Source organism: Xanthomonas arboricola pv. populi, from assembly GCF_002939945.1.
In the GTDB taxonomy this organism is placed as follows: Bacteria; Pseudomonadota; Gammaproteobacteria; order Xanthomonadales; family Xanthomonadaceae; genus Xanthomonas; species Xanthomonas arboricola_A.
The window spans coordinates 19836-46620 of the sequence record NZ_MDEB01000004.1 but is presented as its reverse complement, the minus strand read 5'-3'; the positions used below and the strand labels follow the sequence as shown (position 1 = coordinate 46620).

At 65.2% G+C, this 26785-nt stretch carries 28 protein-coding genes and 1 pseudogene; 7 read left to right on the top strand and 22 right to left on the bottom strand.

The window, feature by feature from the left end; genetic code table 11:
• Window positions 1–32: 32 nt before the first annotated feature.
• A complete protein-coding gene (locus XaplCFBP3123_RS12350; RefSeq protein ID WP_104534313.1) occupies window positions 33–1088 on the top strand; it encodes an MBL fold metallo-hydrolase in 1056 nt (351 codons plus the stop codon).
• A gap of 184 nt (window positions 1089–1272) precedes the next feature.
• Here the strand turns inward: XaplCFBP3123_RS12350 and lepB are convergent, their stop codons facing one another.
• The 5 genes from lepB to arfB all read right to left on the bottom strand — a co-directional run bounded on the left by lepB (window position 1273) and on the right by arfB (window position 6841).
• Entirely contained in the window at window positions 1273–1899 is a 627-nt protein-coding gene (lepB, locus tag XaplCFBP3123_RS12345) for a signal peptidase I (protein ID WP_104534312.1), read from the bottom strand.
• Between the two features lie 335 nt (window positions 1900–2234).
• Window positions 2235–4418: a peptidyl-dipeptidase Dcp gene (dcp, locus tag XaplCFBP3123_RS12340; RefSeq protein WP_172453241.1), complete on the bottom strand. Its 2184-nt coding sequence runs from the start codon at window positions 4416–4418 to the stop codon at window positions 2235–2237.
• A gap of 108 nt (window positions 4419–4526) precedes the next feature.
• Entirely contained in the window at window positions 4527–5543 is a 1017-nt protein-coding gene (locus XaplCFBP3123_RS12335) for an isoaspartyl peptidase/L-asparaginase family protein (RefSeq protein ID WP_172453240.1), read from the bottom strand.
• A gap of 234 nt (window positions 5544–5777) precedes the next feature.
• Window positions 5778–6407, bottom strand: a complete 630-nt coding sequence (locus XaplCFBP3123_RS12330) for a lysophosphatidylcholine acyltransferase (protein ID WP_104534310.1) — start codon at window positions 6405–6407, stop codon at window positions 5778–5780.
• Window positions 6408–6409: 2 nt separating this feature from the next.
• Window positions 6410–6841 (bottom strand): alternative ribosome rescue aminoacyl-tRNA hydrolase ArfB, encoded by a 432-nt coding sequence (arfB, locus tag XaplCFBP3123_RS12325; RefSeq protein WP_104534309.1) that lies wholly within the window; start codon window positions 6839–6841, stop codon window positions 6410–6412.
• A 93-nt stretch (window positions 6842–6934) separates the two neighbouring features.
• Between arfB and XaplCFBP3123_RS12320 the strand changes: the two genes are divergently transcribed.
• Window positions 6935–7477, top strand: a complete 543-nt coding sequence (locus tag XaplCFBP3123_RS12320) for a DUF2059 domain-containing protein (protein WP_104534562.1) — start codon at window positions 6935–6937, stop codon at window positions 7475–7477.
• 377 nt (window positions 7478–7854) lie between these two features.
• Here XaplCFBP3123_RS12320 and XaplCFBP3123_RS12315 read toward each other — a convergent pair whose 3' ends face one another.
• The 4 genes from XaplCFBP3123_RS12315 to XaplCFBP3123_RS12300 all read right to left on the bottom strand — a co-directional run bounded on the left by XaplCFBP3123_RS12315 (window position 7855) and on the right by XaplCFBP3123_RS12300 (window position 11744).
• Window positions 7855–8625, bottom strand: a complete 771-nt coding sequence (locus tag XaplCFBP3123_RS12315; protein WP_104534308.1) for a pseudouridine synthase — start codon at window positions 8623–8625, stop codon at window positions 7855–7857.
• A 112-nt stretch (window positions 8626–8737) separates the two neighbouring features.
• Window positions 8738–9325 (bottom strand): O-methyltransferase, encoded by a 588-nt coding sequence (locus XaplCFBP3123_RS12310; protein WP_104534307.1) that lies wholly within the window; start codon window positions 9323–9325, stop codon window positions 8738–8740.
• A 104-nt stretch (window positions 9326–9429) separates the two neighbouring features.
• The gene (gene ubiB, locus XaplCFBP3123_RS12305; protein ID WP_104534306.1) at window positions 9430–11103 is read right to left on the bottom strand and encodes a ubiquinone biosynthesis regulatory protein kinase UbiB; all 1674 of its coding nucleotides are present in this window, start codon (window positions 11101–11103) and stop codon (window positions 9430–9432) included.
• Entirely contained in the window at window positions 11100–11744 is a 645-nt protein-coding gene (locus tag XaplCFBP3123_RS12300; RefSeq protein ID WP_104534305.1) for a ubiquinone biosynthesis accessory factor UbiJ, read from the bottom strand. Before XaplCFBP3123_RS12300 ends, ubiB begins: the two co-directional genes overlap by 4 nt.
• A 194-nt stretch (window positions 11745–11938) precedes the next feature.
• Between XaplCFBP3123_RS12300 and XaplCFBP3123_RS12295 the strand changes: the two are divergent.
• Window positions 11939–12241: pseudogene (locus tag XaplCFBP3123_RS12295) on the top strand (D-alanine--D-alanine ligase A); the annotation flags it as partial.
• A 56-nt stretch (window positions 12242–12297) separates the two neighbouring features.
• Entirely contained in the window at window positions 12298–12780 is a 483-nt protein-coding gene (locus XaplCFBP3123_RS12290) for a GNAT family N-acetyltransferase (RefSeq protein WP_104534304.1), read from the top strand.
• 118 nt (window positions 12781–12898) lie between these two features.
• Here XaplCFBP3123_RS12290 and XaplCFBP3123_RS12285 read toward each other — a convergent pair whose 3' ends face one another.
• The 3 genes from XaplCFBP3123_RS12285 to oleC form a co-directional block, all read right to left on the bottom strand.
• Window positions 12899–13057: a DUF1328 domain-containing protein gene (locus XaplCFBP3123_RS12285; protein WP_003468167.1), complete on the bottom strand. Its 159-nt coding sequence runs from the start codon at window positions 13055–13057 to the stop codon at window positions 12899–12901.
• A 64-nt stretch (window positions 13058–13121) separates the two neighbouring features.
• The gene (gene oleD, locus XaplCFBP3123_RS12280; RefSeq protein ID WP_104534303.1) at window positions 13122–14132 is read right to left on the bottom strand and encodes a 2-alkyl-3-oxoalkanoate reductase; all 1011 of its coding nucleotides are present in this window, start codon (window positions 14130–14132) and stop codon (window positions 13122–13124) included.
• Window positions 14133–14222: 90 nt separating this feature from the next.
• Window positions 14223–15875 (bottom strand): olefin beta-lactone synthetase, encoded by a 1653-nt coding sequence (gene oleC / locus XaplCFBP3123_RS12275; protein ID WP_104534302.1) that lies wholly within the window; start codon window positions 15873–15875, stop codon window positions 14223–14225.
• Between the two features lie 430 nt (window positions 15876–16305).
• Here oleC and XaplCFBP3123_RS12270 point away from each other — a divergent pair, with 430 nt between their 5' ends.
• The gene (locus tag XaplCFBP3123_RS12270) at window positions 16306–16689 is read left to right on the top strand and encodes a YkgJ family cysteine cluster protein (protein WP_104534301.1); all 384 of its coding nucleotides are present in this window, start codon (window positions 16306–16308) and stop codon (window positions 16687–16689) included.
• A gap of 145 nt (window positions 16690–16834) precedes the next feature.
• On the opposite strand, the gene XaplCFBP3123_RS12265 is transcribed toward XaplCFBP3123_RS12270, so the two are convergent.
• The 4 genes from XaplCFBP3123_RS12265 to XaplCFBP3123_RS12250 all read right to left on the bottom strand — a co-directional run bounded on the left by XaplCFBP3123_RS12265 (window position 16835) and on the right by XaplCFBP3123_RS12250 (window position 20589).
• Window positions 16835–17737, bottom strand: coding sequence for an alpha/beta fold hydrolase (locus XaplCFBP3123_RS12265; RefSeq protein ID WP_104534300.1), 903 nt, complete (start codon window positions 17735–17737; stop codon window positions 16835–16837).
• A gap of 129 nt (window positions 17738–17866) precedes the next feature.
• The gene (locus XaplCFBP3123_RS12260; RefSeq protein WP_172453239.1) at window positions 17867–19036 is read right to left on the bottom strand and encodes a Fic family protein; all 1170 of its coding nucleotides are present in this window, start codon (window positions 19034–19036) and stop codon (window positions 17867–17869) included.
• Window positions 19037–19150: 114 nt separating this feature from the next.
• The gene (locus tag XaplCFBP3123_RS12255; RefSeq protein ID WP_016903994.1) at window positions 19151–20167 is read right to left on the bottom strand and encodes a 3-oxoacyl-ACP synthase III; all 1017 of its coding nucleotides are present in this window, start codon (window positions 20165–20167) and stop codon (window positions 19151–19153) included.
• A 101-nt stretch (window positions 20168–20268) separates the two neighbouring features.
• Window positions 20269–20589: a DUF4156 domain-containing protein gene (locus XaplCFBP3123_RS12250; protein ID WP_104534299.1), complete on the bottom strand. Its 321-nt coding sequence runs from the start codon at window positions 20587–20589 to the stop codon at window positions 20269–20271.
• Window positions 20590–20987: 398 nt separating this feature from the next.
• On the opposite strand from XaplCFBP3123_RS12250, the gene XaplCFBP3123_RS12245 reads away from it, so the two are divergent.
• Both XaplCFBP3123_RS12245 and XaplCFBP3123_RS12240 read left to right on the top strand, forming a co-directional pair.
• Window positions 20988–21449 (top strand): hypothetical protein, encoded by a 462-nt coding sequence (locus XaplCFBP3123_RS12245; RefSeq protein WP_104534298.1) that lies wholly within the window; start codon window positions 20988–20990, stop codon window positions 21447–21449.
• 25 nt (window positions 21450–21474) lie between these two features.
• Window positions 21475–21951: a tRNA (cytidine(34)-2'-O)-methyltransferase gene (locus XaplCFBP3123_RS12240; RefSeq protein WP_104534297.1), complete on the top strand. Its 477-nt coding sequence runs from the start codon at window positions 21475–21477 to the stop codon at window positions 21949–21951.
• Between the two features lie 118 nt (window positions 21952–22069).
• On the opposite strand, the gene poxB is transcribed toward XaplCFBP3123_RS12240, so the two are convergent.
• The 6 genes from poxB to XaplCFBP3123_RS12210 all read right to left on the bottom strand — a co-directional run bounded on the left by poxB (window position 22070) and on the right by XaplCFBP3123_RS12210 (window position 26784).
• The gene (gene poxB / locus XaplCFBP3123_RS12235; RefSeq protein ID WP_172453263.1) at window positions 22070–23779 is read right to left on the bottom strand and encodes a ubiquinone-dependent pyruvate dehydrogenase; all 1710 of its coding nucleotides are present in this window, start codon (window positions 23777–23779) and stop codon (window positions 22070–22072) included.
• Between the two features lie 231 nt (window positions 23780–24010).
• The gene (locus XaplCFBP3123_RS12230; protein ID WP_104534296.1) at window positions 24011–24670 is read right to left on the bottom strand and encodes a sigma-70 family RNA polymerase sigma factor; all 660 of its coding nucleotides are present in this window, start codon (window positions 24668–24670) and stop codon (window positions 24011–24013) included.
• A gap of 6 nt (window positions 24671–24676) precedes the next feature.
• Window positions 24677–25426, bottom strand: a complete 750-nt coding sequence (gene fliP / locus XaplCFBP3123_RS12225; protein WP_172453262.1) for a flagellar type III secretion system pore protein FliP — start codon at window positions 25424–25426, stop codon at window positions 24677–24679.
• Window positions 25426–25749 (bottom strand): hypothetical protein, encoded by a 324-nt coding sequence (locus tag XaplCFBP3123_RS12220; protein ID WP_104534294.1) that lies wholly within the window; start codon window positions 25747–25749, stop codon window positions 25426–25428. The genes fliP and XaplCFBP3123_RS12220 overlap by 1 nt, the downstream gene beginning before the upstream one ends.
• 8 nt (window positions 25750–25757) lie before the next feature.
• Entirely contained in the window at window positions 25758–26012 is a 255-nt protein-coding gene (locus XaplCFBP3123_RS12215) for a FliM/FliN family flagellar motor switch protein (protein ID WP_104534293.1), read from the bottom strand.
• Between the two features lie 28 nt (window positions 26013–26040).
• Window positions 26041–26784 carry a FliM/FliN family flagellar motor C-terminal domain-containing protein gene (locus XaplCFBP3123_RS12210; protein ID WP_104534292.1) on the bottom strand — a complete coding sequence of 248 codons (744 nt, stop codon included), beginning with the start codon at window positions 26782–26784 and terminating at the stop codon, window positions 26041–26043.
• Window position 26785: the final 1 nt, after the last annotated feature.

The following is a 26785-nucleotide window of genomic DNA, read 5'->3' as shown; positions in this document are numbered from 1 at the left end:
TGTTGTCACCCCCTGCCCGGTCGGACTCCCCAATGGCTTCCTCTCGCTCTTCCCGCTATGCCGCTTCGCCCCAGTTTCGCGATGGCCGGTTCCGCAATGCGTTGCCGCTGCCGACCACCGTGCTCAGCCTGCGCAAGCAGATCGGTCTGATCTGGACGTTCCTCTTCGCCAAGCCCAGCACCACGGTGCCGTCCGCGCCGCTGCCGGTACAGCCGCTGACACGCGCGCAGCTGCTTGCCGCGCCCGATCGCAGCCTGTATCGCGTGGGCCATTCCACCGTGCTGATGAAGCTGGCCGGTGGCCTGTGGCTGACCGACCCGGTGTTCTCCAGGCGCGCCTCGCCGATACCCTTCGCCGGGCCCAAGCGCTTTCATGCGCCGCCGATCGCGCTGGACGAGCTGCCGCCGCTGGCCGGGGTGATCCTCTCGCACAACCATTACGACCACCTCGACCGCGCCAGCATCCGCGCACTGGCCGACCGCGTCGGCGTGTTCATCGCGCCCCTGGGCGTGGGCGATCTGCTGGTGCGCTGGGGCGTGGACCCGGCCAAGGTGCGCCAGCTGGACTGGTGGGAGGCGATCACCCTCAATGGCCTGCAACTCACCGCCACCCCGTCGCAGCATTTTTCCGGGCGCGGCCTGTTCGATAGCGGGCGGTCGCTGTGGTGTTCCTGGGCGATCCAGGACCGCGAGCTACGCGTGTTCTTCAGCGGCGACGGCGGCTATGGCCCGCACTTCAAGACCATCGGCCAGCAGCTCGGCCCGTTCGACGTGGCGCTGATCGAAAACGGCGCCTACGACCAGCAATGGCCGCATGTGCACATGCAGCCGGAGCAGAGCCTGCAGGCCTATCTGGACATCGGCGCGCAGACGCTGCTGCCGATCCACAACGGCACCTTCGACCTGGCCATGCATGCGTGGCAGGAACCGCTGGACCGGATCGTGGCGTTGGCCGACAGCGCAGGCGTTGCGCTGGCAACGCCGCGCATGGGCGAGCGGGTGGATTTGAATGCGCCCGGCAATCGCCTGCGCTGGTGGCGACAGGATGCTGCAACGCAGGCGTCGGATGGCTTGGTGACGACGCGCTAGCCAGTGCAGCGCGGTGCTTGCTGGCGTTGGCACATGAGCGGCGGGCGTTTGCGCGTTGCCCTGGGCCATCGCCATCGCCATCGCAGCAAAGTGCGCGATAACTGCCGATAAAACACTGCGCTGCTTCGCTAGCGTGGGGCGCTAATCCCGTGGCTACCGCTGGCGTGGAAGCCCACATCAGGCATCACAGGCGCTGCCACTCCAGCCCTTCGCCACGTCGGTAATACACCGCCACCGCCTTGCCGTAGACAGCCGCTGCATCGACCAATCCGAAGTAACGTCCGTCCAGGCTGTTGCCGCGGTGATCGCCCAGCATCAGCAGCTTGCCGGGCGGCACAGTCAGCCCGGCGATGTTCGGGCCGCCGCCATTGCCGAGATTCAACTGCGCCAGGTGCGCGCCGAAGCGTTCGGCGTCGCCACCTTCCACTCCCAACGGCTTGTCGTTGATCTGCAGATGACCGTCGATCAAGTCGACCCGGTCGCCTGCCACTGCCACCACACGCTTGATCAGGCGTGTGCCATCGCGCGGCGAGTCGAACACCACCACCTCGCCACGCTGCGGTCGATCGCCATCGACGAGGATGCGGTTGCTCAACGGCAATCGCCAGCCGTAGGCATGCATGTCCACCACCACGCGATCGCCCGGCTCCAGGGTGGGCTGCATCGAGCCGCTCGGCACCTGGTAGTGATTGGCGAACGAGGAACGCGCTGCGGTCATCAACACCAGCAGCACCAACAACGGCAGCAGTTCCTTGCGCGACCAGCGCGCGGCGCGTTGCAGACGTGAGGCGGTCGGAGTGACTTGGCTCATGAGGCACCTGTTGGTGTGAAGGGGGTGGCGGGCGATGGCCCGATGAAGATGCGCCTGCGCGCCGGGCGGGTGGAAGTGACGAAAGGCATGGCACCCGCTGGATCGTTACTTCGGATGCTGCTTCGGTCATTGCGCCGCTATCGCCAGTTCCGCTGCGGGGTGGCGGCCCCAAGGGCAACGGCAAAACACCACCGGCAAAGGCAGTCGCAGCACCATCACCTGATGCACGCATCCACAAACAAAAAACGGGATGGCACGTGGCCATCCCGTTTCGATTGCTGACTGCAGCGACTGCACACGCATGCGCCAACGACGCACGTGCGTCATCCCATCGCTCACTCCGTCAGACCGCGATTCTCCAGCAGCGCCTTGACGCTGGGATCCTTGCCGCGGAAATCGCGATACAACGTCGCCAGATCGACGGTATTGCCGCGCGAGAGAATCTTGGCGCGGAAGATGTCGCCGTTCTTGCGGTTCAAGCCGCCGTTTTCCTTGAACCATTCGAACGCATCGTCGTCGAGCACTTCCGACCAGAAATACGCGTAATACCCGGCCGAATAACCGCCGCCCCAGATATGGTCGAAATAGCTGCTGCGGTAGCGCGGCGGCACTTCGGCCAGGTCCACCTTGAAGCGCTTCAACGCATCGGCTTCGAACTTGCTCACGTCCTGCAACGGCGCGTCGGCCGGCTGGGTGTGCCAGGCCAGATCGAGCAGCGCGGCCGACAGGTACTCGGTGGTGGCGTAGCCGCTGTTGAAGGTCTTGGCCTTCTTGATCTTCTCCACCAGCTCGGCCGGCATCGCCGCGCCGGTCTGGTAGTGCTTGGCGTACTTGGCGAAGACCTTGGGATCGGAGGCCCAGTGCTCGTTGAACTGCGAAGGGAACTCGACGAAGTCGCGCGAGGTGCTGGTGCCGGCGATCGAGGGGTACTTCACCTTGGAGAACATGCCGTGCAGCGCGTGGCCGAACTCGTGGAACAAGGTGGTGACGTCGTCGAAGCTCAGCAGCGCCGGCTGGCCGGCGGCCGGCTTGGTGAAGTTGCAGACGTTGTAGACCACCGGCTTGGCGCCGGTCAGGCCGTCCTGCTCGACGAACACGTCCATCCAGGCGCCGCCGGACTTGCTGTCGCGCTTGAAGTAGTCGGTGTAGAACAGCGCCATCGAGGTGCCGTCCGCATCGAACACTTCATACACCTTCATGTCGGCGTGATAGGTCGGGATGTCGGTGCGCTGCTTGAAGGTGATGCCGTACAGCTGTGTGGCCGCGTAGAAGACACCGTTCTGCAGCACGTTGTCCAGTTCGAAATACGGCTTGATCTGCGCCTCGTCCAGGTCGTACTTGGCCTTGCGCACCTGCTCGGCATAGAAGTCCCAATCGGACGCGGCGAGTTTGAAATCGCCGGTCTTCGTATCCGCGCGCTGTGCGTCGATCACCTTCTGCATTTCGGCCACTTCGCGGCGTGCCTTGGCGGTGGCGGCCGGCGCCGTGTCGGTCAGCAGCTTGAGTGCGGCGTCCGGGGTCTTGGCCATCTGGTCGCCCAGGCTGTAGGCGGCGTAGTTGTCGAAGCCGAGCAGCTTGGCCTTTTGCGCGCGCAGCTGCGCCAGGCGCTGGATGGTCTGGCGGGTGTCGTTGGCATCGCCTTTTTCCGCGCGCGTTTCCGAGGCCTTGAGCACCTCGGCGCGCAGCTGGCGGTCCTTCAGCGAGGCCAGCACCGGTTGCTGGGTGGTGTTCTGCAGGGTGAGCAGATACTTGCCGTCGAGCTTGCGCGCCTTGGCCGCATCGGCGGCGGCGGCGATGTCGCCCTCGCTCAGGCCATCGAGCTTGGCCTTGTCGTCCACCACCACCGCGCCAGCGGCCGAGGCGGCGACCAGACGGGTATGGAACTGCGTGGAGAGCGTGGTCTCTTCGATATTGAGCTTGCGCAGGCTGGCCTTGTCGGCCTCGGACAGCTGTGCGCCGGCGTGCACGAGCTCTTCGTAGTCGCGCTCGAGCAGACGCTTCTGCTCCGGCTCCAGGTTCAACGTGTCGCGCTGGTCGTAGAGGGTTTTGACGCGGGCGAAGAGTTTCGGGTCGAGATTGATCTCGTCCTGATGCGCAGCCAGCTTGGGCGCGATCTCTTCCTGGATCTTCTGGCGTGCCTCGCTGGTATCGGCCTGCACCAGCCCGAAGAAGATGCGCGACACGCGCGTGAGCGTTTCGCCGCTGCGCTCCATCGCCTCGATGGTGTTGTCGAAGCTGGGCGGCTCGGGGTTGTCGGCGATCTTGCGGATGTCGGCCAGGTGCAGGCGCATGCCTTCTTCGAAGGCCGGCAGGTAATCGGCGTCCTTGATCTTGTCGAACGGCGGCGCCTGGAACGGCAGCGCGCTGGCGGTCAGCAGCGGGTTCGGCGCGGCATCCGCGGCCGGGGTGATGGCGGTCTTTTCGGGCACGGTGGTGGACTCCTTACCGGACGAATCTTTTCCAGAACAAGCAGCCAGTGCCAGGGTGATGGCAGCGGCCAGAACGACGGTACGCGACATGGCGTGTGATTCCTGAGTGGGTAGTGCAGCCGGCCACGCTAGCGGGTTTGCGCAGCGTCGGCATGTGCCGTTGGATTGGGAAGATGGGTGCGGTTGAGGATGCGTGCGCTACAGCGTCTCGTCCTTGAAGATCGCCACGTGCGGGGTACCGTCGGCGCCGATCCAGCCGCGGTACATGCCCTCGGTATTGAACGGAAACGCGGCATTGCCCTGCGCATCCAGCGCGATGGCGCCGCCGTCGCCGCCGGCCTTGGGAATCTCCTGGTCGATCACCGTGTCGGCCGCCTGTTGCAAGGTCTGCCCGGCATATTTCATGCGTGCGCAGATGTCGTAGGCGGCCACCGCGCGGATGTAGAACTCGCCCCAGCCGGTGCCGGACACCGCGCACTGGCTGTTGGCGTAGGTGCCGGCGCCGACGATCGGCGCATCGCCGACGCGGCCGTAGCGCTTGTTGGTCATGCCGCCGGTGGAGGTGCCGGCGGCCAGATGCCCTGCGCGATCCAGCGCCAGCGCGCCCACGGTGCCGAAATGCTTGGCGGTTTCCAGATCCAGTTCGGCCTGGGCCTGGTGGTCGCCGGCCTCGGCCTTGCGCGCTTTTTGCAGCTGCTGCCAGCGCTTGTCGGTGCGGAAATAGCCCGGGTCGACCAGCGTGACGCCCTGTTCGCGCGCGAATTGTTCGGCGCCATCGCCGACCAGCATCACGTGCCTGGAATGGTCCATGACGCTGCGCGCCAGCTGGATCGGGTTCCTCACCGTGTGCACGCCGGCAATCGCACCGGCCTTGCCGGTGGCGCCGTCCATGATCGCGGCATCCAGCTCGTTCTTGCCGTCATGGGTGAACACCGCACCGCGCCCAGCGTTGAACTGCGGCGCATCCTCCAGCACGGTGATGGTGGCGGCCACCGCATCCACTGCGCTGCCACCGCGTTGCAGCACCGCGTGCCCGGCACGCAGCGCGCGTTGCATCGCCTCGCGCGCCTGCGCCTGTTCGTCTGCAGACAGGCCGGCTTTCTCCACGCCGGCGCCGCCGTGGATCACCAGCATCGGCGTGGCCGCCCATACCGGGCCGGCGGCGAGCAGGAGAGAGATAGACAGACACAGTGCACGTGCGGATAGGCCAATCATGGTGTTCCCTCGATGGAGGTCGCAACGTGCCTGGCGACGCCAGGCATGGATGCAGGCGACCGGGAGCGACAAAAACCCCGGCGCGGCGGCAAACGGACGCGGTCCTGGCGATCGGTCATCGGCACTCGGGATCGGCATGCAAGGTCGTGCCTGCCAGCACCTGCGCGCGCACATCCCGCCCTTCGACAGCGGTGCGTGAGGTGCGTGAGCGACTTGCCGGCCGCGGCGGCACGCTCACAACGTATCGCGATGCTTGCCGCGCCACGGCCGGTACCAGATGCGGATGGCGGCGATATCGGCGGCCATGTCGGTGCCGGTCCAGAACGGCTCGCCGATGCCCACGGTCTTGCTGGGATAGTCGAAATACACCGGCAGGATCGGCACCTTGGAATCGGAGGCGATCTTCCAGAAGCCGGCCTTCCAGTGCTCCACCCGCTTGCGGGTGCCCTCTGGGGTGATCACGTACCACATCTGCTCGGAGTTGCGGATCAGCCGCACCGCCTGGCCGATGGTGCCCTGCGGCGAGCTGCGGTCCAGCGGGATGGCGCCGAGCTTGCGCAGCAGCGGGCCCAGCGGCCACCAGAACAATTGCGCCTTGCCCAGCACGCGCACATCGAAGCCCAGCGCGAACTTGGCCGCAAAGCCCAGGAAGCCGTCCCAGTTGGACGAATGCGGGGCCACGATCATCACCAGCTTGGGTTCGTCGGGCAGCCGCCCGAGCAGGCGCCAGCCGGTCAGACGCAGTGCCGTGCGCCCCAGCCAGCGGCCGAAGCGGCCGTGGGCGCGTGGCATTCTGGGTGGAGAGGGCTGCAGCAGGATGTTGGCCTGTGTTACCGGTGGCAACGACGGGTCGGTGTGACTCACGCTTACTCCCAGTGGGACGCAGAGCGTCCACGCTTGATATGGCTGCGCTCACGCTTGGCATCCAGCCGCCGCAGCTTCGCACCATGACTCGGTTTGGTAGCGACCCGGCGCTTGGGCACCGACAGGCAGGCACTGATGATCTCGACCAGCCGCTCGCGCGCATCCTCGCGGTTGCGGTCCTGGGTGCGGAAGCGCTGCGCGTCGATCACCAGCACGCCATCGGCAGTCATGCGCCGGTCGCGCCGCGACAGCAGCCGCGCGCGCAGGGGTTCGGGCAGCGACGGCGAGGCGGCCACGTCGAAACGCAGTTCCACCGCGGTGGAGACCTTGTTGACGTTCTGCCCGCCGGCGCCGCTGGCGCGCACGAAGCGCTCGACGATCTCGCTGGGCGGGATCGTCAGGCTGGGGGTGATCTGGATCGGGTCGCTGGCCATCGGGCCGATTGTATCGGCACCGGCATGGACGCGCGCGCGAACGCCGGCTTCCCGTATGCTGCGGCCGGTTCCCCGACTGTGCAGGATGCTCCGATGACACCGCCCCGTTCCGTTGCCGCCGCCCGCGCCTTGGCGCGTCGCCTGATCGTGCTGGCCGCGCTGGCGCTGGCCACGCCCGCCGCGTTTGCGCAGGCGCCCAGCGATGCCGACATCAACCGCCTGCTGGCCGCCTCACGCGCGCAGACCATGCTGGACACGATGTTGCCGCAGATCGAAGCGATGCAGCAGCAGCAGTTCGCCCAGCTCACCGCCCAGCGCCAGCTCGACGCCGACCAGCAGGCGCAGCTGCAGCGCATCCAGGAGCGCACCCGCCAGACCGTGCGCAAGGCGCTGTCGTGGTCGGAGCTGCGCCCGATGTATGTGGACATCTACAAGCGCTCGTTCTCGCGCGAGGACGTGCTGGCCATGGCCGAGTTCTACGAGAGCTCGGCCGGCCAGAGCCTGCTGGACAAGACCCCGGCACTGACCCAGAACCTGATGGGCGCGATCCAGCAGAAGATGCTGCCGCTGTTTGCCGATCTGCAGAAGGATCTGGAGAAGATCGTCAATGAGCCGGCGGCTGGGCAGAAGCCCTGAAGGGCGGGGATTGGGGAATCGGAACGGCGTGCTCGCTGCGCCGGTTGCGGATCCGGTTTGAGTGCGTCGCCGGTTACCGCAGTGCTTCAACTTTTCGCTGACCGAAGCAGCCCTCCCCCGTCGGGGAGAGCCGCGGTCCTGAGGCTCGGTGGCGATCAGGCCCCCATCCGCCCTTCGGGCACCTTCCCCCGCAAGCGAGGGAAGGAAGCAACCCGGAAGGCGAGCAGGGAAGGCGGGAACGCGGGGGAAGGCGAGCAGTGAGCGTCGCGCTTGAGCCCCTCTCCCGCCCGCGGGAGAGGGGTTGGGGTGAGGGGACGCTCGCGCAGATTTCTTGCATGCCGAGTGGACGTCTCGATCTCTGGACCAGGCACGCCACATCACGCCGTCGGCACGACTCCCAATCCCGCCATCTCCCACCCGAACAACGCGCAGGCTTTCGCAAACTCCACATCCAGCGGCGCAGTGACGCTGATGCGCCGTCCATCGGCCGGATGCGGAAACCCCAGGCGCTCGGCGTGCAGCAGCATGCGATGGATGCCGAGCATGCGGAAGCTGCGGTTGTGCCGGCCATCGCCATGGCTGGTGTCGCCGATCATGTGGTGCGACAGGTGTTTCATGTGCCGGCGGATCTGCCGGAACCGCCCGGTCTGCGGCTGGCAGCGCAGCAATGCATAGCGCGAGGTGGCAAAGCCGGTGGACGGGATCTCCAGCTCGCCGGTGGCCAGGCGCTGGAAGTGGGTCACCGCTGGCTTCTTGACCGGCTTGCCGGGGCCGCCATCCAGATCGTGGTCGACGCTGAAGCGCTGCTCGGCCGGCCAGCCGCGGCACACGGTCAGATAGTCCTTTTCCAATTCGCCGGCCATCAAGGCCTTGCCCAGCGCGCTGGCAGCCTCGCGGTCGAACGCCAGTAGCAGGCAGCCGCTGGTCGCGCGATCGAGCCGGTGCACCAGAAAGATCGGACGGCCCAGTTGTTCGCGCAGGCGGTCGGCCAGGAAGTCGTCCTCCCCACGCGCCAGCTTGCTGTCGTGGACCATCAGGCCCGCCGGTTTGTCGACGACGGCCAGGAGCTCGTCCTGATAGAGAATCTGCAATTGCTTCGGGGATGTGCTCACCGGCGGATTATCCGCGTCGTGGGCACTGCTTGCCACTGCATCGCCGCGCCACTACGCGATTGACCGCACCCCGGCGCTGGCAGAGCATGTGGCGCCCACCAGTCACACGCCTTGGGGCGTGAGGTCGTGGCGGGTCAGCGGTGCACGCTCAGGCCGCGCCGCACACCGCCAGCAATTCGCCCTTGCCCACCGGCACCACGCTGCAGGTGATCGCCGGATCGGCAGCCAGCAGCGCGGTGAACGGCGCCAGTTCGTCGGCATGCGACAGCGCATTGTCGACCACCAGCAGGCCACCGCCGCGCAGCACGCGGCGCAGTGCCGGCCACCAACGCACATACTCGCCACGCGCCGAATCCAGAAAGACCAGATCGATACTGCCGCTGGCCGCCTGGGTCAGCCACGCGCCGCCATCGCCGTGCACCAGCTCCACCGATGCAGCCAGGCCGCTGCGTGCCAGCGTGGCCCGCGCCAGGGCCACTTTGTCGGCCGCATGTTCCACCGTGGTGACATGCCCACCGATCGCCACCGCCGCTTCGGCCAGCCATAGCGTCGAATACCCGTTGGAGGTGCCGATCTCCAGAACGCGCCGCGCAGCGGTGGCACGCACCAGCACCGCCAGCAACTGCCCGGTGTCGGGCGTGATGTTGAGCATGCGCCGGTCGCGCGCCAGCTGCTGCGCATCGTTGTCGCTACCGAACCGCGCCAGTTCGTCTTTCAACGCCTGCAGATCGATCATCACCACCTCGCCGGGAACGGCTTCGTCATCGTGCTGCTGCAGGCACTGCCGCTACCCAGCCGGATGCGGCGGGCCACCTGTCGCAGTGCTTCAGTACTAGTGCTTCAGCGCCGCAGCCAGGCGACCAGCAGGGCCACCGAGCCGGCCGCGCCGCTGACCCAGCTCCATATCGGCACCGTACCCAGGTACCAGCCATCCGGATGCAGGCCATACAGCACCGCGGCCACCACCAGCAGGCCGCTGCCGGTGATGGCGGTGACCACGCGCGTCTGCAGCTTGCGCAGGCTCAGGTCCAGCGCGCGCAGCTCGGCCGAGCGGATGTCGAGCTGGTGGCGGCCCTCGACCTGCTGCTTCAACCAGCTGTGCACCAGGCGCGGCATGTCCGGCGCATGCGTCATGATTTCCGGCAGCCGCTTGCGCAACTCGCCGAGTACGCGGCGCGGGCTGTAACGCTCGCGCAGGATGCGTTCAAGCACCGGCCGCGCCACTGCCCAGATGTCCAGCCTGGGGTCGAGCTGGCGGCCGACGCCTTCGATGTTGAGCAAGGTCTTCTGCAGCAGGATCAGCTGCGGCTGCAGCGTCAATTCGTAGCGCTGCGCGACGCGGAACAGCTTGATCAGCACTTCGGCCAGCGAAATCTCCGACAACGGCCGGGTGAAGTACGGCTCGCACACCGAGCGCGCGGCCGCTTCCAGTTCGTCGATGCGCACGTTGTCGGGCATCCAGCCCGCCTCCACGTGCAGCTCGGCCATGCGGCGGTAATCCTTGTGGAAGATCGCCATGAAGTTCTCGGCCAGATAGTACTGATCTTCCTGCGAGAGCTGGCCCATGATGCCGAAATCCAGCGCGATGAAGCGCGGATTGAGCCGGCGCTCCGGATCCGAATCGACCCAGATGTTGCCGGCGTGCGCATCGGCATGGAAGAAGTTGTCGCGGAACACCTGCGTGTAGAACACCCGCACGCCCTTGGCCGCCAGCGCCTTGCGGTCGATACCGGCCGCATCGAGCCTGGCGATGTCGTCGGACGGAATGCCGTACACGCGCTCCAGCGTGAGCGCACGCTCGGCGGTGTGCGACCAGATCACCTCGGGCACATACAGATCGTCCGAGCCCTCCCAGAAGCGGCGCAGCACGCTGGCGTTGGCGCCTTCGCGCTGCAGGTCGAGTTCGGCAGACAAGGTGCCTTCGATCTCGGCCACCACTTCGCGCGGCCGGATCTTGTCCGCACGCGGGTGGGTGCGCTCGACCAACGTGGCCAGCGACTGCAGCAAGGCGATATCGGCATCGATCTGGCGCTCGATGTCCGGGCGCAATACCTTGACCACCACCTCGCGGCGCACGCCGTTGGCATCCGGCGGCAAGGTGGCCGCATGCACCTGCGCGATCGAGGCCGAGGCCAGCGGTACGGTATCGAATGCGGCAAACGCCACGCTCACCGGCAGGCCCAGCGCGCGCTCCACGATCAGCCGCGCCGCTTCGCCATCGAAGGGCTTGACGCGATCCTGCAGCAGGGTCAGTTCATCGGCCACGTCGGCCGGAATCAGGTCGCGCCGGGTGGACAGGATCTGCCCGAACTTGACGAAGATCGGCCCCAGTTCCTGCAGCGCCAGCCGCAGCCGCGCTCCGCGCGATTGCGCGGCGATCTCGGCACTGGCGCGTGGCACGAACGGCTTGGCCAGGCGCAGCCAGCGCTCGGCCGGGGTGTCCTGCAGCAGGTCGTCCAGGCGATAGCGCAGGATCACCCGGCCGATGCGGCTGGCCCGCAGCAGCGCCTTCATGCCGCACCTCCGGCCGCGCGCAGACGCGCCACGCGTGCGGCCAGTCGTTCGACGTCGTCGCGCAGTTCGTCGACATCGTCGTGGAAGGCGTCCAGTTCGGCGCGCGGCACCACGTCACGCGATTCTTCGGTGACGAATTCGGCCGCGCTCTGCGCCAGATCCACCGCGCTGCGGCGCGCCTGCTGCAGCGCTGCACGCACCGCATTGGCGATCTGCACGCCGAGGAGCTCACCGAACACCGCCACGAACGGCAACTGCCAATCCGGATCGAAGCGGGCGGCCAGTTGCTGCAGCTGGCGCGCCAGTTCGGCATCGCCGGAAACCTTGAGCCGCCCGGCCGGCGCGCCGCTGCGGCGCGCGTTGGCCAGGAACGGCAGCTGCCCGAGCAAGCCGGCCAGACTGCTGCGCACGGCCAGATCCGGCTCCTGCGCCTGGTCCACCGGACCGACCAGCAAGCGGCGCTCGTGCACGCGGATCTGCAGGGCCAGCGCAGGCGCCTCCAGGGTCAGTGCGATGCGTTGGCCCTCCAGTGGCAGCAGGGCGTCGCGGGTATCGGGGTCCAGTGCCAGCGCGCGGTTGAGCGCGGCTTGCAGGGCCTGGCCGGCGAGCGGCTTGAGTGAGTTGAACAGGGATCCGGGCATGGGCGCATTCTACCGTCCCCGCATGTCGCCACTGCTTGACGGTGGTGTGGCGAGTGCAGGCCCGAGGCCGGGGTGGCGATCATGGCAGGGCGCTTCGGTGGCCAGGCCGCGTGCGTTGGTCATGCAGGACTTCCTTCGGCGCGCCTGCCGCGGGCATGCTGGCGACCTCATTACACAGGTGGCAGGAGCAGGCAATGCGCAAGATCCGGGTCGGTCTCATCTTCGGCGGCAAATCGGCCGAGCACGAGGTCTCGCTGCAGTCGGCGCGCTACATTCTCGATGCGCTGGATCCGCAACGCTTCGAGCCGGTGCTGATCGGCATCGACAAGCAGGGCCAGTGGCACGTCAACGACCCCGACAGCTTCCTGCTCAATGCCGACGACCCGGCCCGCATCGCCTTGCATCGCAGCGGTCGCGGCGTGGCACTGCTGCCGGGCGCGCAGCAACGGCAGCTGCGCCCGACCCAGCCGGAGCAGGCGCTGGCGCAGATCGACGTGGCATTGCAGCGACATGCAGACGATCAACTGTTGCGCAGCGCGGTGGGTCCAGGCGCATGAGCCAGGCCCATGTGCGCGCGGTGCAACGGCACGACCACAGCGCACTGCTCGCGCTCAACAATGCGCATGCCACCGAGCTGTCGTTGCTGGATGCCGAAGGGCTGGCTGCATTGCTGCAACTGGCGTGGCACGCACGCCTCGTCGCGCCGGCGGATGGCCTGCTGATCGCGTTGGATCAATGCGCCGCGTACGCCAATCCAAACTTTGCCTGGATGGCGCAACGCTTCGCGCGCTTCGTCTACATCGACCGCATCGTGATCGCTGCGCATGCGCACAGGCGCGGGCTTGCCCGGCAGTTGTATGACGAACTCATCCACGCTGCACGTGCAGCATCACAACCGCGCCTGGTCTGCGAGGTCAACCTGCTCCCGCCCAATCCGGCATCGCTGGCACTGCATCTGCAGCTGGGTTTCCTGCCGATCGGCGATGCGCTGCTGGGCAACGGCAAGCACGTGCAATATCTCGAAAAACTGCTTTAAAAAAGCCGCAATTCAATTGTAGATCGCCCACAACGCACATGGCCCGCCTCCTTGCGGAAGCGGGCCATGTGAGCGTCGACCGGCAGCGCCGCTGCCGTGACGTATCGCAGCGTGGGCGTTACACCTTGCCGCGACGGAACATCGAGATCACTGCCAGGATCAGGAACACCACGAACAGGATCCAGGCGATGTTGGTCGCCGCACCGGCGATACCGCTGAAGCCCAGCACGGCGGCGATGATGGCGATGACGAAGAAGATGATGGCGTAATGCAGCATGGCAAGGGTTCCAGAAATTGTCGTGCCGAATCGGCGCAGACGTATCCTGAAGATGTAGCGGTCTTTACCGGGTGATGGCGATGTCGTTGCAAGATGAGGATCGCAGCCGTTGCAGGCCTTCGTCGATGCCGATCTGCGGCACGTAGCCGAAGTCACGACGGGCCGGCTCCATGCTGTACCAGTGCGGCGTGCACAGCTGTTCCACCAGAAAACGCGTCAACGGCACTTCGCCAGGCAGACGCAACAGTGGCCACATGGTCTCGCAGATTGCACCGATTCTGTATGCGGTCTTGAACGACAGCGAGCGTGTCACTGCCGGTGCATCCACCGCGGCCAGCAGGCGATTGAGCAACTCGCGCATCGGCAACGGTTCGCCGTTGGAAATGAAATACGCCTTGCCCGCGCACGCAGCACCCGGAGCGAGATGCGCGAACGCATCGAAGTGCGCTTGTGCGGCGTTGTCGATGTAGGTGCTGTCCACCAGGTTGCTGCCGTCGCCGACCATGCGCAAGCGGCCGGCGCGCGCACGCGCGGCCAGGCGCGGTAACAGATGATTGTCGCCAGGCCCCCAGATCAGACGCGGACGCAACGCCACCGTCGCCAGCTGCGCATCGTTGGCCGCCAGCACCGCGCGCTCGGCGATCGCCTTGGTTGCCGCATACGCTGCGCGCAGGTCTTCGCCGTATGGCACTTCGTCGGCGCCAAGGCCTTCCACCGGGTTGGTGGCGCGATGGGTCACGCTGGGCGTGGAGGTATAGATCAGGCGCGACACACCGTTGGCCCGACACGCATCGAGCACGTTCTGCGTGCCCACCACATTGGCCTGGTGATAGCTGTCGTAGCTGCCCCATGCACCGGCCTTGGCCGCATTGTGGAAGACCGCATCGATGCCGGCGAAGGCGTGCCGCACCGCTTGCGGGTCGGCCAGATCGCCACGGATCTGGCCCACGCCCAAGGTCTGCAACACCGGGTAATCACCGCGCTGGAAACTCACCACCTCGTGCCCGCGCGCGCGCAAGCCGCGGCACAACGCCTGGCCAAGAAAGCCACCACCACCGGTTACCAGGATGCGCACGCACCACCTCCATCGCAAGGACGCACACGATAACGGGCATGGCCGGGATTGGCGATGCGGCCACGTGCCTGCGCGATACGCATCGACAGCTCAGCCACGCTGTTGCGCCGCCCAGATCGCCAGCGTTTCGCGACCGATCTTGGCGTTGTGGCGGATGTCCACCGGAAAACCGGAATGGCGCAGGAAACGCGCGATACCTGCGGTGTGCGCATGCGCCGCACCCAATGCGCGCAATGCAGTTTCCACTTGCGCAAACACCGATGCCGCAACGCCTGGCTGCAATTCCACGCACAGCACCGGCTGCTGCTGTCCGGGTGCGCCGACACCGACCAAGGCGGTGCGCCGCACTTGCGGATGCACGTTGAAGACCGGCTCCACCTGCTCGGTATAGAGCGGGCCGCTGGCGGTTTCCACGCGGTGGGTCTTGCGCCCGCAGAACCACAAGCGTCCTTCGGCATCGAAATACCCCACATCGCCCATGCGATGCACGATGCGTTCGCTGCCATCCGCGTTGCGCTCGCGGATCTTGGCGATCCGCGTGGCCGCGTCGCGGTTGAAGTAGGTGTCGGTGGTGGTGGGGCCGGCGACAGTGATCTCGCCGACCTCGCCCACCGCCAGCACGCGCACGCCGCTCCATTCGGGAATGGCCGCATCGTCGATGGCGATGATGCGCACCTCGTTCGGCGCGACCACCTGGCCCACGCAGGTGCCGGCACCGGCCTCGGTGGCCGCGCGGGTGGCATCCAGCGTGCGCCCTTCGATCGCCGCCACCGGCAGGCATTCGGTGGCGCCATACGGTGTCCAGAATTGCGCATCTGCCGGCAACAGCGCGCGGATCTTGGCCACCACATCCGGCGGCACCGGCGCGCCGGCCGAGGTGGCCAGGCGCACGTTGGGCAAGGGCTGGCCGTGGTCGGCCAATACGCGCATCAATGCCGGCGAGCCGAACAACTGCGTCACGCCGAAGCGGTCGATCGCATCGTGCAGCTTGCGCGGATCGGCAGTGGCCGGGCGGGTCGGATCCATGTCCGGAATCACCGAGGTCAGCCCCAGTGCCGGATCGAACAACGCAAACGGCGGGAACGTCGGCAGATCCACGCCGCCGGGCTGCATGCCGAAGGCATTGCGCAGCAACTCGATCTGGCCGACGAAATGCCGGTGCCGGTACACCACACCCTTGGGCACGCCGGTCGAGCCACTGGTGAACAGGATGGCGGCCACATCGTCCGGCCCGGTGTTGGCCAGCTGACTGCCGGCGCCGGCGCCGGCGCGCTCCACGCGCGCCAATGTCACCCCGCCCCAGCCGTAACGGCCGCCGACGCTGACGATCTGCTTTGCAGAACGCGCCCAACGCAACAGGCGACGCGCCAGCTGCGCAAGCGGAATGCCGATAAACGCCTGCGGCTGCGCTTCGTCCAGGCATTGCTTGAGCGCACGCTTGTCGATGCCCGGATCCACCAGCACAGGCACCGCACCGGCCTTGAACAAGGCAAACATCAGCAGAAAGAATTCCGGCGACGGGCGCACCATCACCACCGCGCGCGCGCCGCGTCCGATGCCATGCAGCGCCAGCCCGGCGGCGATCGCATCGCTGCGCGCGTCCAGCTCGGCATAGCTCAAGGTCACATCGTAGGCGGCAAATCCATTGGCGGCGCGGCGGCCCGGGCAACGGATGGCGATCTGCTCGGGGCGCTCGCGCGCGAGTTCCGGCAGGGTGGCGGCGATATTGCAAAGAATAGTCATTGCCGCATTATCACCCATGCGCCGACGGCACCGGCCGCTTGGATCGCTGGTGAGGTCGCGGATGCAAGGCGAGCCAGGCGGCGGCGCAGCACTGCCTTGCAGGGTGGCCTGGCCCTGGTAGCTCAAGTGAGGAACGTCAACGTCAACGTCGCGCCTGCACCCTTTGCGGTGCGCCGCATTGCAACGCGATCGGGTACCTGGAAAAGGCGCGTCAACGATGCTAGCCGATCTCCAGTGAGTGCTCTGACGGCAAACAAGCTGCCGATGCCGACGCCACAGCCAACCTGCCCGCTCCATCGCGCGCCGCTCCCCGACTCGCACGCGCATGAATCGCTAGCCTGCCGGGGCAACCCGCCACTTGTATCGCAGCGTGGTTCGGTCAGAATGCCGCGCTCACTACGTTGTTTCGCCGCGCAAGGCCCGGCATTCCATGGCACATCCCTGCCTTACCTGCGGCGCCTGCTGCGCCTACTTCCGCGTCAGTTTCCACTGGAGCGAAGCCGACCCCGCAATGGGCGGCAGGGTGCCGATCGAGCTCACCGATGCGCTGCGCACGCACGAGCGCGTCATGCGCGGCACCTCGCAATCGCAGCCGCGCTGCATCGCGCTGGACGCGGACATCGGCCGCTACAGCCGCTGCAGCATCCATGATCGCCGGCCCTCCGCCTGCGCCGCCGTGCCGGCCTCGCTGGAATTCGGCCAGCGCAGCGCGCAGTGCGACAAATCCCGGCTGGCGCACGGCCTGCACGCACTGACCGAGGCCGATTGGCTGGGCGTGGACGAGGCCCAGCGCAATCCGCTGCCGCCGTTGTAATGGTTATCGCTGCAAGCGGGTGCGGCATCCACACGCAGCGGCCAACACAACGACGGCATGGCCGATTCCATCCATTCGTGCATCCGCTTTCTGTGCGCCGCTTGCACTCACCTACCGAGCGCCTGCGCGAGTATGCCAACAGCGCTTACAGCGGAGTGCGCTCCAGAAACGCACGGATCGCCGGCACCAGCACTTCGTGCTTGTCTTCCAGCACGTAGTGATTGGCATCGTCGAACGCGGTGACCTCGGCATTCGGCAATGCCTTGCGGAAGCCGGCCAGGAAGTGCTTGTCGAAGCAGATATCGCGCAGGCCCCAAGCGATAAAGGCCGGGCGATCGGCGAACGAGGGCAATGCCTGCGCCGAGCGCTCCAGCAGCGACCAGGCCTGGTCGGCGGGCGACAGCGGAATATCCTGCATGAAGCGGATGGTGGAGATGCGGTTGCGCCAATTATCGTAGGGCGCCACATAGGCGCGACGCACATTCGCCGGCATCCGCCGCGACACGCCGAACCAGGACGCGCCGGACGAAAACGCATTGAACGTGCGGATAAACCACTCGCCCGGTCCCCAATGCCGGCCCATTGCGATCTGCCACGGCATCGGCTTTTCCGGCGGCAACGGAAACGCAGCGGTGTTGGTGATCACCAGGCGCTTGACCTGCGCGTGATGCGACAACGCCCAGCCGAACCCGATCATGCCGCCCCAGTCGTGCACCGCCAGCGTGACCGGACCGGTGATGCCCAGATGCTGCAACAGCGTGTCCAGATCGTCCACGCGCGACTGCAGCGTGTAGTCGTAACGTGGCTGCGCGTCGGGCGCATCGTCCGGCTTGTCGGACAGCCCCATGCCGATATGGTCCGGCACGATGCAGCGGTAACGATCCGACAGGCCACTGACCAGGTTCCGCCACAGATAACTCCACGACGGATTGCCGTGCAGCATCACGACCACCTCGCCGTCGCGCGGACCTTCGTCCAGATACGACATCGCAATGCCGGGACGCACCTCAAGGCGCTGGGGAGTGAAGGGATAGCCGGGGTAGTTCATGGATCTCTCTATTTGCTAAAGCTTGGACTGGGTGTGTCTTGCAAGTCACCAGCTACATCGCCACGACAATATCGAAAATACGCTGGGTCTCTGTGCATCGTCGGCAACGGCCGTGCGCAAGCCGATCGCTCACAGCGGCTGCGCTCCTTCGCTGAGGATGTCGAGATAGGCGTGATAGGCAAAAATACGATGCCGCTGCTGGCCGGTGAGTTCGTTGACGATTTCCAGCTCCTGCAGGGTGCGTACCGCAGCACGGATGGTGGGCGCACTCAGTGACAGCGTGGGCGCCACTTGCGGCACCGCCAACACCACGCGCCGCGCGAACTGCTCAAACACCAGGCCGACGTTGCCTGCTCGCTGGCCCAAAGCGGCAATGCGGGCACGGTCACGTGCCAACAGGGCCAGCAGGCGCTGCGCGGTGTCGACGGCTTGCTGCGCGGTCTCTGCCACACCATCCAGAAAGAAACCCAGCCATCCTTCCCAGTCACCGTTGAGTCGCACTGCATTGAGGCGGTCGTAGTAATCGGCACGACGGCGCTTGAAATACAGGCTCAGATACAGGCTGGGCTCCCGCAGCACGCCTTCGCTGCACAGGATCAAGGTAATCAGCAGCCGTCCCAGTCGCCCATTGCCATCGTTGAAGGGATGGATGGTTTCGAACTGCACATGGGCAAGCGCCGCCTTCACCAACGGCGGCATCTGCCCCTGCGGCGCATGCAGAAACTGTTCGAGTGCCGACAGCGCGTCTGGCAATGCATCTGGCGGTGGCGGAACAAAGTGTGCAAGTGCAGGCGAGGCCCCGCCTACCCACGCCTGACTCCGACGGAATTCACCTGGCTGCTTGCCGGCACCACGCCCACCCTGCAGCAACAACGCATGCATCTCACGGATCAAACGCAGCGACAGCGGAAAATCGTCCTCGCGCAGGCGCCGCAAGCCATGATGGAGGGCCGCGACATAGTTGGACACTTCTTCGACATCGTCGACAGGCACGCCCGGCGCGGCATCCATTTCAAACAGCAGCAGATCCGAGAGCGATGACTGGGTTCCTTCGATCTGGGACGACAGCAAGGCTTCCTTGCGGATGTACTGATAAAGGAACAGTTCCGGGTCCGGCAGCATCAGCGTGATGCCATCCAATCGCCCCAATGCCTGGTCGGCGCGCTCTTTGCGCGTCACCAGCTCCGCCTGTGCGAAATCCAGTGCCGGCAATGGCGGCAACGGATCAGGGACGAACGCCTGGTAACGGCTCCCTGCAAGAGCGCCAGCAACAGAGTGTCCGGTGATGCGCTGAATCATCGCTTTTCCTTACAGACCGCAAGTGTTCCTGCAAGGAAACTTAGATACCACTTTTTTACCTAAGCGGCGATATTGCCCGGCTTACGACAGTAACTGCCGGGCACTATCGACTCGTTACCAGACCACTTCCGCCATCGAGCAGTTCAGCCCCGAGCCGATGCCCATCAACGCGATGCGGTCGCCCTTCTTCAGGCGGCCGAGCTCCTTGAGCTTGCTCAGCACGATCGGCACCGAAGCCGGGCCGATGTTGCCGTGTTCGCCAAAGATGGTCATGACTTTGGCCGGGTCGATGCCGAACGACTTCACGAACGACGCGGTATGCGGGCGGCTGACCTGGTGAATGACGAACTGGTCCAGTTCATCCACTGCCCAGCCCATCGCCTGCTTGGCGGCCAGGAAGGTCTTCTGCGCCAGCTTGATGCCTTCGATCAGCAACAGGCGGGTGTCGGTGACCATGCGGTCCAGGTTGCCGCGGCACAGCTTGTTCCACTCGGTGGCCGAACGGGTCACGCCGCCCTTGTAGCGCGGCGCGTCGGGCACCAGCTCGGTGCGCGCCATCACCATGGCCGCGGCACCGCAGCCCAGGGTCAGCGCAGCGAGTTCGTTGCGGAACTCCTCTTCGGTGACGTCGGGCGAGGTCATGCGCTCGAGGGTTTTCTCGTACACCAGGTTGGCGGTTTCGCCGTCGACGACCAGGGCGTAGTCGATCTCGCCGCGCTCGAGCATGCGCGCGGCGATATCCATGCCGTTGATGAAGGCAAGGCAGGCGTTGGCGACATCGAAGGTGACGCAGTGGTCGCCGACCCCGAGGTTGCCGGACACGATGGACGCCGTGGACGGCTCCAGGTAGTCGCGGCTCACCGAAGTGTTGACCAGCAGGCCGATCTTCTCGATGCCGATGCCGGCGTCGAGCAGTGCCTTGCGCGCGGCCTGGGTGGCGGCGTCGGAGGCCTGGACATCCTGGTCCCACAAGCGCCGTGCATGGATACCGGCAACGTCGCCCAACACGTCGGTCCGAATCCCGAGGCGGTCGTAGGTCGGTTGCAGGCGCTCGTTGATTTCCTTGGAAGTCAGCGTGTGCGGCGCATCAATATGCGCCAGTCCCGCGATGGAGACATTCTGGAAGAGCATCGAAGTAGCGCCATGGCGTCAGGCGAGGGGGCGCTAGTCTATCCGCTGGCTGGTTTTACCGCATCTTTACAATTGCAACGGCCGCACCCCAGCCCAACGGTTCAGCGCAGCGGGCAGCGGAGGGCATTGAAACGCTGGCTGCCATCGGCCGGCTGACCCTGCGCCTGGACCGTGTTGGCATTGGCGCCCGGCGCCTCGTTGCGCGCCAGCGTTTCCAGCTCTTCCTGCACCCGCAACGGGTTGCGGTTGTAGAAGCCGACCTTGCTCTTGACCGACACCACCACCTCGCCCTGCTGCTGACAGCCAGCTGGTACAGGGCCTGCGGGCAGCACCTGCACGTTTTTGCCGCTTTGTTCGATTGGCACCCAGGTGCAGGCCGCGGTGGTGGCGGCAACCAGAACAGACAGCATCAGCACGCGCATAAGTCGTAGACCCCTGAGGACGAAGCCGGATTGTGCCGCAGTTGCCGCCCGGCGATCGGGTTGCGCCGCGTGGCCGCACGCCACTCGTTCAGCGCGCTGAACATCGCTTCGATCGTCGTGTTTTCTCGCTTCCAGCGATGTCCGGCGCCCGTACACACGTCCGGGTGTCCGGACGCGGACACGGCTACCGCGCGTAAATCCCTTGCAAAACAATGGTCTGCTATTGGCACGCTGTTTGCTCCATGTCATGGGCAAGCAGCGCACGCAGTGCGCCTCGACCCCTGAAAATGACCGCAAACTGAATAAATAAAATTGCACCGCGAAAGTCGTTGCACTTACCGAAACGGTGTACTACTTTACTACCACACCACTGATTGCCCACACCAAGAGACCTCGCCATGAAAACCCAGACCCTGCGCATTGCCCTGTCCGCCGCCCTGCTGGCCGGCACCACCCTGGCCGGTTTTGCCCAGGCCGCCAGCCTGACCACGCTGGACACCGTGCAGGTCCGCCCGTCTGCCGACCAGCTTGCCCAGCAGACGCTGGAACGCACCAGCGCCATCCGCACCCTGGCCGCCGTGCAGGTGCGTCCGTCCGCCGATCAGCTGGCCGCCTTGGCCGCCGAACAGGCCGGCCCGCGCGTCGTCACCCTCGCTGCGGTGCAGGTGCGTCCGTCGGCCGACCAGCGCGCCGAGCGGGTGACCCGCAGCACCGCTGCCACCGCGCAGAGCACCTCCGGTCAGGCTGCTGCTGCCATCGGCGCGCTGATGGGCCAGGTCATCGTCAACCTGCCGGTGCCGCAGCTGCAGCCGGCGCCGGTCGAACTGGAAGCACTGGTCAACGCCACCATCAGCCTTTGAGCACCCGCGCAGCTACACTGCGCGCATGTCAGCCCCCGTCCTCGATGTCATCCTGTTCCAACCGGAAATTCCGCCCAATACGGGCAATGTGATTCGCCTGTGCGCCAACACCGGCGCGCGCCTGCACCTGATCGAGCCGCTCGGCTTCGACCTCAGCGACAAGCAGCTCAAACGCGCCGGCCTGGACTATCACGAATACGCCACCCTGCAGGTGCATGCCGACCTGCCCACCGCCCTGGCCGCGATCGCGCCCAAGCGCGTGTTTGCACTGAGTACGCGCAGCACCGTGCGTTACGACACACCGCAGTTTGCCGATGGCGATGCTTTCCTGTTCGGCCCGGAAACACGCGGCCTGCCCGCCGACGTGCTGGAGTCGATCCCGCCACAGCATCGGCTGCGCCTGCCGATGCGCCCGGACAACCGCAGCCTCAATCTGTCCAACACCGTTGCGGTAATGGTGTTCGAAGCCTGGCGCCAGTGGGACTTCAGCGGCGGCCGATAGCCGCGGCAGTGCGGACGACTGGCTGACTGCGACATCGTCCGCCCGGTCCTGGCGCGCTGCATGTTTCACACACCGGACTGTCTCAGTGCGTGGTCGGCGCGGGCCTGCAGCGATGGCGTCAGCGCATGTTGGTCTTGACCAGATCGATCACCTCATCGCCGCGCCCGCTCATCACTGCCTTGAGCAGATACAGGCCCATGCCCTTGGCCTGTTCCAGCTTGATCGCCGGCGGCACCGCCAGTTCCTGCGTGGCGATGCGCACATCCACCAGTGCCGGGCCGGAATGCGCGAAGGCCTGCCGCAATGCCCGCTCCAGTTGCGCGGACTCATCGACCCGAATGCCCAGGATACCCATCGCATTGCTCATCGCGGCGAAGTCCGGATTGCGCAGCTCGGTGCCCGTATCCAGATAGCCGGCGGCCTTCATCTCCATCGCCACGAATCCCAGCGAGGCATTGTTGAACACCACGATCTTCACCGGCAGGCGCAGCTGCGCCAGCGAGATGAAATCGCCCATCAACATCGCAAAACCGCCATCGCCAGACAACGCAATCACCTGACGGCCCGGATACGCCGACTGCGCACCCAGCGCCTGCGGCATCGCATTGGCCATCGAACCGTGGTTGAACGAACCGAGCAAGCGGCGTTGTCCGTTCATGCGCAGATAGCGCGCGGCCCACACCGTCGGCGTGCCGACATCGCAGGTGAAGACCGCATCCTGGTCGGCGATCTGGCTGATCATGCGCGCCACGAACTGCGGATGCAGCGGCTCGCCCGGGTCAGCCGGCACCGCCAGATCGTCCAGCCCCTCGCGCGCCTTGCGGTAGTGCGCCAGCGATTTGTCCAGGAAGTCGCGCTTCTCACGCCGCTGCAGCTGCGGCAGCAAGGCGGCGATGGTTTCGCCCACATCCGCTGCGATACCCAGCTGCAACGGCGTGCGCCGTCCCAGCGCGCTCGGGTCGCGATCCACCTGCACGATCGTGGCGTCCTTCGGATAGAACTGCCGATACGGGAAGTCCGTACCCAGCATGATCAAGGTGTCGCAGTTGAGCATCGCGTGGTAGCCGGAGCTGAAACCGATCAAGCCGGTCATGCCGACATCGAACGGGTTCTCCCACTCCACATGTTCCTTGCCGCGCAACGCGTGCACGATCGGCGCGCCCAGGGTGTCGGCCAGTGCCACCACCGCATCGTGCGCGCCCGCGCAACCGCTGCCGCACAACAGCGTGATCGCTTCGCTCTGCTGCAATAGCTCGGCCAGTTGCTGCACATCTTCGGCGGCCGGCAGCATGCGCGGTTGGCGCAGCTGCGGCCAGGCCGTTGGGAGGTGCTTGTCCACTTCCAGCAGTGCGATATCGCCGGGGATCACCACCACCGCCACACCTTGCTGCAGGATGGCCGCACGCATCGCGCGGTGCAGCACTTCCGGGAGCTGCGCCGGATTGGTCACCAATTCCACAAAGTGACTGCACTCGCGGAACAGTTCCTGCGGATGCGTCTCCTGAAAATAGTTCAGCCCGATCTCGGACGAGGGAATATGCGCGGCGATCGCCAGCACCGGCTGGCGGCTGCGATGGCAATCGAACAGCCCGTTGATCAGGTGCAGGTTGCCCGGCCCGCAGCTACCCGCACATACCGCCAGCTTGCCGGTCACCGCCGCCTCGGCGCCGGCGGCGAACGCGGCCACTTCTTCGTGGCGCACATGCATCCACTCGATCGTCTGCATCTCGCGCAGGGCATCGGTCAGGCCGTTGAGGCTATCGCCGGTCAATCCCCAGATCCGCTCCACCCCCGCGCTCTGCAGCGTCTCGGCCAGAAACCGCGCCAACGTCTTTTTCTTCGCCACGATGCAGCTCCACACTATACTTTGAGTGGATAGCTTGGCAGCGGGAATGTATGCCTGGCGTCTAGTTGCGGCGCGCTCTATGTCTTTCACGCGCACCTAGCAGATGAACGGCCTGGCTGGAGAGTGACAGAGCTGTCACTCGTCACCCGCCAGCATCAATGTCCTCTTCCTACATCTCCCAGGCGCTCCCAGCGCTCACACAAAAGCTGGATACTACAAAAAGTCACCTTTCTGAAAGCTTCCCCGGCCTAGGTGTGTGCGCAGGATCTCGAGACCCTGCGAGTGCAACTGGGAGATTCTACCCTTGGTCACACCCAGCTCCCCTGCGATCTGGACGAAGGGCTTGTGCAGGTAATAGTACGACATGAAGATTTCCCGCGTGCGCGGAGCCAGCTGTAGCATTGCCTGGCCCAGAATATGCCGCGACTGCTCTTCTACAAGACCCTGGCCCGGCCACGCGTCCGTTGCGTGCTCGACCAGATGCTGGGTGGCGATCTGCAGAATCGTGCCGATGAAGTCATCGAGCCTGCCGATATCATCGGCAACTATATCAATCCGATCCTCCAACCGAATCGAACGCCTGTGCTGGCGCACCCCATTGAGCACCGCGCCGCGCACACGGCGTTTAGCGTAGAGTGTGAAAGGAATCGTGCGTGTCGGGTCATAGCGGGCCATCGCTTCTAGCATGCCGACATGCGCATTCTGCAGGTGATCCAGCCAATCGAGGTCACGACGACCGACGCGTCGATAGACGTCGGCTGCCACCATCCTTGCCCACGGCGAATACTCCGTTACCAGAAAGTCTCTGGCTTGCAGGTCGTGGTCGGCCTTGAATCTTCTCCAAAGCTCGGCAACAAGTGCCTCCCTGTCCATCGCAGGTCAGGACCAGATGCTGCCCAGCAGCGTCCTGGAGACGAGCACCCATCCATCGATCAAGATAAACAACAGCAACTTGAGCGGAAGACTAACAGTTGCCGGCGGCAGCATGATGATGCCCAGTGCCATCAACACCGCCGAGACCACAAGGTCAATCATCAGAAACGGAAGGAAAATGACAAATCCCATCTGAAATGCGGTCTTGAGCTCGCTCAGAATGAAGGCGGCAGCAAGATGGGTGAAGCGGATTTCTTCCACCGTCCTCGGCGGGCTAACGCGCGCCATTTCACTGACTGCCAGCAAATCGGATTCACGCGTCTGGCGCACCATGAAGTCGCGTAACGCGGGCGTGGCACGAGATACTGCTTCCGTCGCAGTGATCTGGTCGGACAGATAAGGTGAGAGCGCATCGCGCTGGACCTTATCCAGCACCGGTCCCATCGAAAACAGCGTCAACAGCATCGCCAATGTGATCAATACACTATTGGGTGGCGTCTGCGGGATACCCAGCGCGTGCCTGAGCAAAGCCAGCACAACGATGATGCGGGTAAAGCATGTCATTCCGATCAGGATCACAGGAATGAACGAGAGCATCGTCATCAGCACGAAAACGCGTAGCGTCGACGAAAACTCTTGTTTGCCTGCAGCGTTCAATGCTTCGCTCAACGGATCTGCACAGGCAGTGACGGCCGCAAAGACCAGGCCCACTCCGATCAATCCAGCCAAGAGGCGGCGACCAGCGTGCCGGCGCATCACGTGGATGCTCCTGTTGCCGGACCTAGGCGTTGAATGCTGACCTGACCTTTGGATACGGCGACCACCACCTTCTCGCCGTCGATCTCCAGCAAGTGCACGACTGTGGAGCGACTTACCCGGTATTCAGCGCGTTTTACGATAGCACCAGCGGCAACAGACAGCCGCGTGCCGCCTAGCCACCGTGCGATCAGGCCCTTTTTTTTAAGCCATAGCAGGACAGCGACGAACACCGCCAACAACACGGTGGTCCAAATGAGCGTGGCACTGAGCGTCGCTGCGCTCAACACCGTATCGCTACGGTAGGGGATGGCGGACGGCATGTCTGTGCTCAAAGCAGTTCTTGAATCCGCACACCCAATTTGTCGCCGACCGCCATCAGCTCTCCTCTGGCGACCGCCTTGCCGTTGAGCATGAGAGTGACCAACGCTTCGCATGACTCTTCCAACGAGACAACATCGCTTTTCTTGAGTGCCATGATCTCGTCAACGCTCATCTCTACCTGTCCGACATGCGCCACCAGCTTCGCTTTGACGTGACCGAAGATCGAAAGATCGTGCGTCACGGTGGTTGTTTCCATTTTCATCGGTCGTTTCCTTGATTTGATATGTCGTTCAGTGCAATTCAAGCGCACGCTGCCCGCCCGCAAGGACCAAGCGTGCAGCAGCCAGAACGTGCGTCCCATTCATGAGCTGAAGCGGGGCATAGGCATCACTTTCGACGACCAGCACCTCTCCCACGCGCAACGAGGAAACCTCACCAAGCTCTATCTCGCCCAGGAACAACTCGGCATGCAATGCAACTGGTTGATTGCGCAATGCCGCGCTGCGAGTGGTCAACACATGCAGCTCCACCATATCGGCACCATTGCTTTCCGCAGCGCACCACACCGCATCCGCGATCAACTCGACCTCAAATTCGCCCCACCTTGCAGCGGCGTGCAATGCCCCGTGCCTTAGCAGGAAACGGAGCGGATCGACGGGTCGGGCGGGTGTGGATGTTTCGAGGGTAGACCTGCCAGCCAGGGTGTCCGCCAGAGCTTGCAGCGCCTGCTCACCGACCCTTCCACATAGCTGCTCGTCGGCAGCGCCTGAAAGCCCCATCAACAGTGCGCCAAGCGCCGAGGGCGTCCTGTTGCACAGGCGCATGCCGAACAGGCCGCCAGCGCTGGTCGTTACGATCTGCCATTGCAGGACGTCCGCAACGTCTTCGGCGGATGCGGTGACCGCTACCCGGCCCCCTTCATCGCTCTGTCCATGAGCAACCGACCAGTCCGTGAGCCATACACCAAAACGCACTTGCAACAGCTCATAGAGTGCCTGTGCGCTGGAAGGGAGTATCCATCCGAGACGTTTCATC

Excerpts from the sequence above, each read along its gene's own strand:
- XaplCFBP3123_RS12350 (WP_104534313.1), top strand. The coding sequence starts at position 33 with ATGGCTTCCTCTCGCTCTTCCCGCTATGCCGCTTCGCCCCAGTTTCGC.
- XaplCFBP3123_RS12320 (WP_104534562.1), top strand. The coding sequence starts at position 6,935 with ATGACACCGCCCCGTTCCGTTGCCGCCGCCCGCGCCTTGGCGCGTCGC.
- XaplCFBP3123_RS12255 (WP_016903994.1), bottom strand. The coding sequence starts at position 20,167 with ATGCTCTTCCAGAATGTCTCCATCGCGGGACTGGCGCATATTGATGCG.
- XaplCFBP3123_RS12230 (WP_104534296.1), bottom strand. The coding sequence starts at position 24,670 with ATGGACAGGGAGGCACTTGTTGCCGAGCTTTGGAGAAGATTCAAGGCC.
- XaplCFBP3123_RS12245 (WP_104534298.1), top strand. The coding sequence starts at position 20,988 with ATGAAAACCCAGACCCTGCGCATTGCCCTGTCCGCCGCCCTGCTGGCC.
- fliP (WP_172453262.1), bottom strand. The coding sequence starts at position 25,426 with ATGCGCCGGCACGCTGGTCGCCGCCTCTTGGCTGGATTGATCGGAGTG.
- ubiB (WP_104534306.1), bottom strand. The coding sequence starts at position 11,103 with ATGAAGGCGCTGCTGCGGGCCAGCCGCATCGGCCGGGTGATCCTGCGC.
- XaplCFBP3123_RS12250 (WP_104534299.1), bottom strand. The coding sequence starts at position 20,589 with ATGCGCGTGCTGATGCTGTCTGTTCTGGTTGCCGCCACCACCGCGGCC.
- XaplCFBP3123_RS12265 (WP_104534300.1), bottom strand. The coding sequence starts at position 17,737 with ATGAACTACCCCGGCTATCCCTTCACTCCCCAGCGCCTTGAGGTGCGT.
- XaplCFBP3123_RS12285 (WP_003468167.1), bottom strand. The coding sequence starts at position 13,057 with ATGCTGCATTACGCCATCATCTTCTTCGTCATCGCCATCATCGCCGCC.
- XaplCFBP3123_RS12310 (WP_104534307.1), bottom strand. The coding sequence starts at position 9,325 with ATGATCGATCTGCAGGCGTTGAAAGACGAACTGGCGCGGTTCGGTAGC.
- oleC (WP_104534302.1), bottom strand. The coding sequence starts at position 15,875 with ATGACTATTCTTTGCAATATCGCCGCCACCCTGCCGGAACTCGCGCGC.
- XaplCFBP3123_RS12270 (WP_104534301.1), top strand. The coding sequence starts at position 16,306 with ATGGCACATCCCTGCCTTACCTGCGGCGCCTGCTGCGCCTACTTCCGC.
- XaplCFBP3123_RS12240 (WP_104534297.1), top strand. The coding sequence starts at position 21,475 with ATGTCAGCCCCCGTCCTCGATGTCATCCTGTTCCAACCGGAAATTCCG.
- XaplCFBP3123_RS12335 (WP_172453240.1), bottom strand. The coding sequence starts at position 5,543 with ATGATTGGCCTATCCGCACGTGCACTGTGTCTGTCTATCTCTCTCCTG.
- XaplCFBP3123_RS12290 (WP_104534304.1), top strand. The coding sequence starts at position 12,298 with ATGAGCCAGGCCCATGTGCGCGCGGTGCAACGGCACGACCACAGCGCA.
- dcp (WP_172453241.1), bottom strand. The coding sequence starts at position 4,418 with ATGTCGCGTACCGTCGTTCTGGCCGCTGCCATCACCCTGGCACTGGCT.
- XaplCFBP3123_RS12210 (WP_104534292.1), bottom strand. The coding sequence starts at position 26,784 with ATGAAACGTCTCGGATGGATACTCCCTTCCAGCGCACAGGCACTCTAT.
- lepB (WP_104534312.1), bottom strand. The coding sequence starts at position 1,899 with ATGAGCCAAGTCACTCCGACCGCCTCACGTCTGCAACGCGCCGCGCGC.
- XaplCFBP3123_RS12215 (WP_104534293.1), bottom strand. The coding sequence starts at position 26,012 with ATGAAAATGGAAACAACCACCGTGACGCACGATCTTTCGATCTTCGGT.
- arfB (WP_104534309.1), bottom strand. The coding sequence starts at position 6,841 with ATGGCCAGCGACCCGATCCAGATCACCCCCAGCCTGACGATCCCGCCC.
- XaplCFBP3123_RS12220 (WP_104534294.1), bottom strand. The coding sequence starts at position 25,749 with ATGCCGTCCGCCATCCCCTACCGTAGCGATACGGTGTTGAGCGCAGCG.
- XaplCFBP3123_RS12260 (WP_172453239.1), bottom strand. The coding sequence starts at position 19,036 with ATGATTCAGCGCATCACCGGACACTCTGTTGCTGGCGCTCTTGCAGGG.
- XaplCFBP3123_RS12300 (WP_104534305.1), bottom strand. The coding sequence starts at position 11,744 with ATGCCCGGATCCCTGTTCAACTCACTCAAGCCGCTCGCCGGCCAGGCC.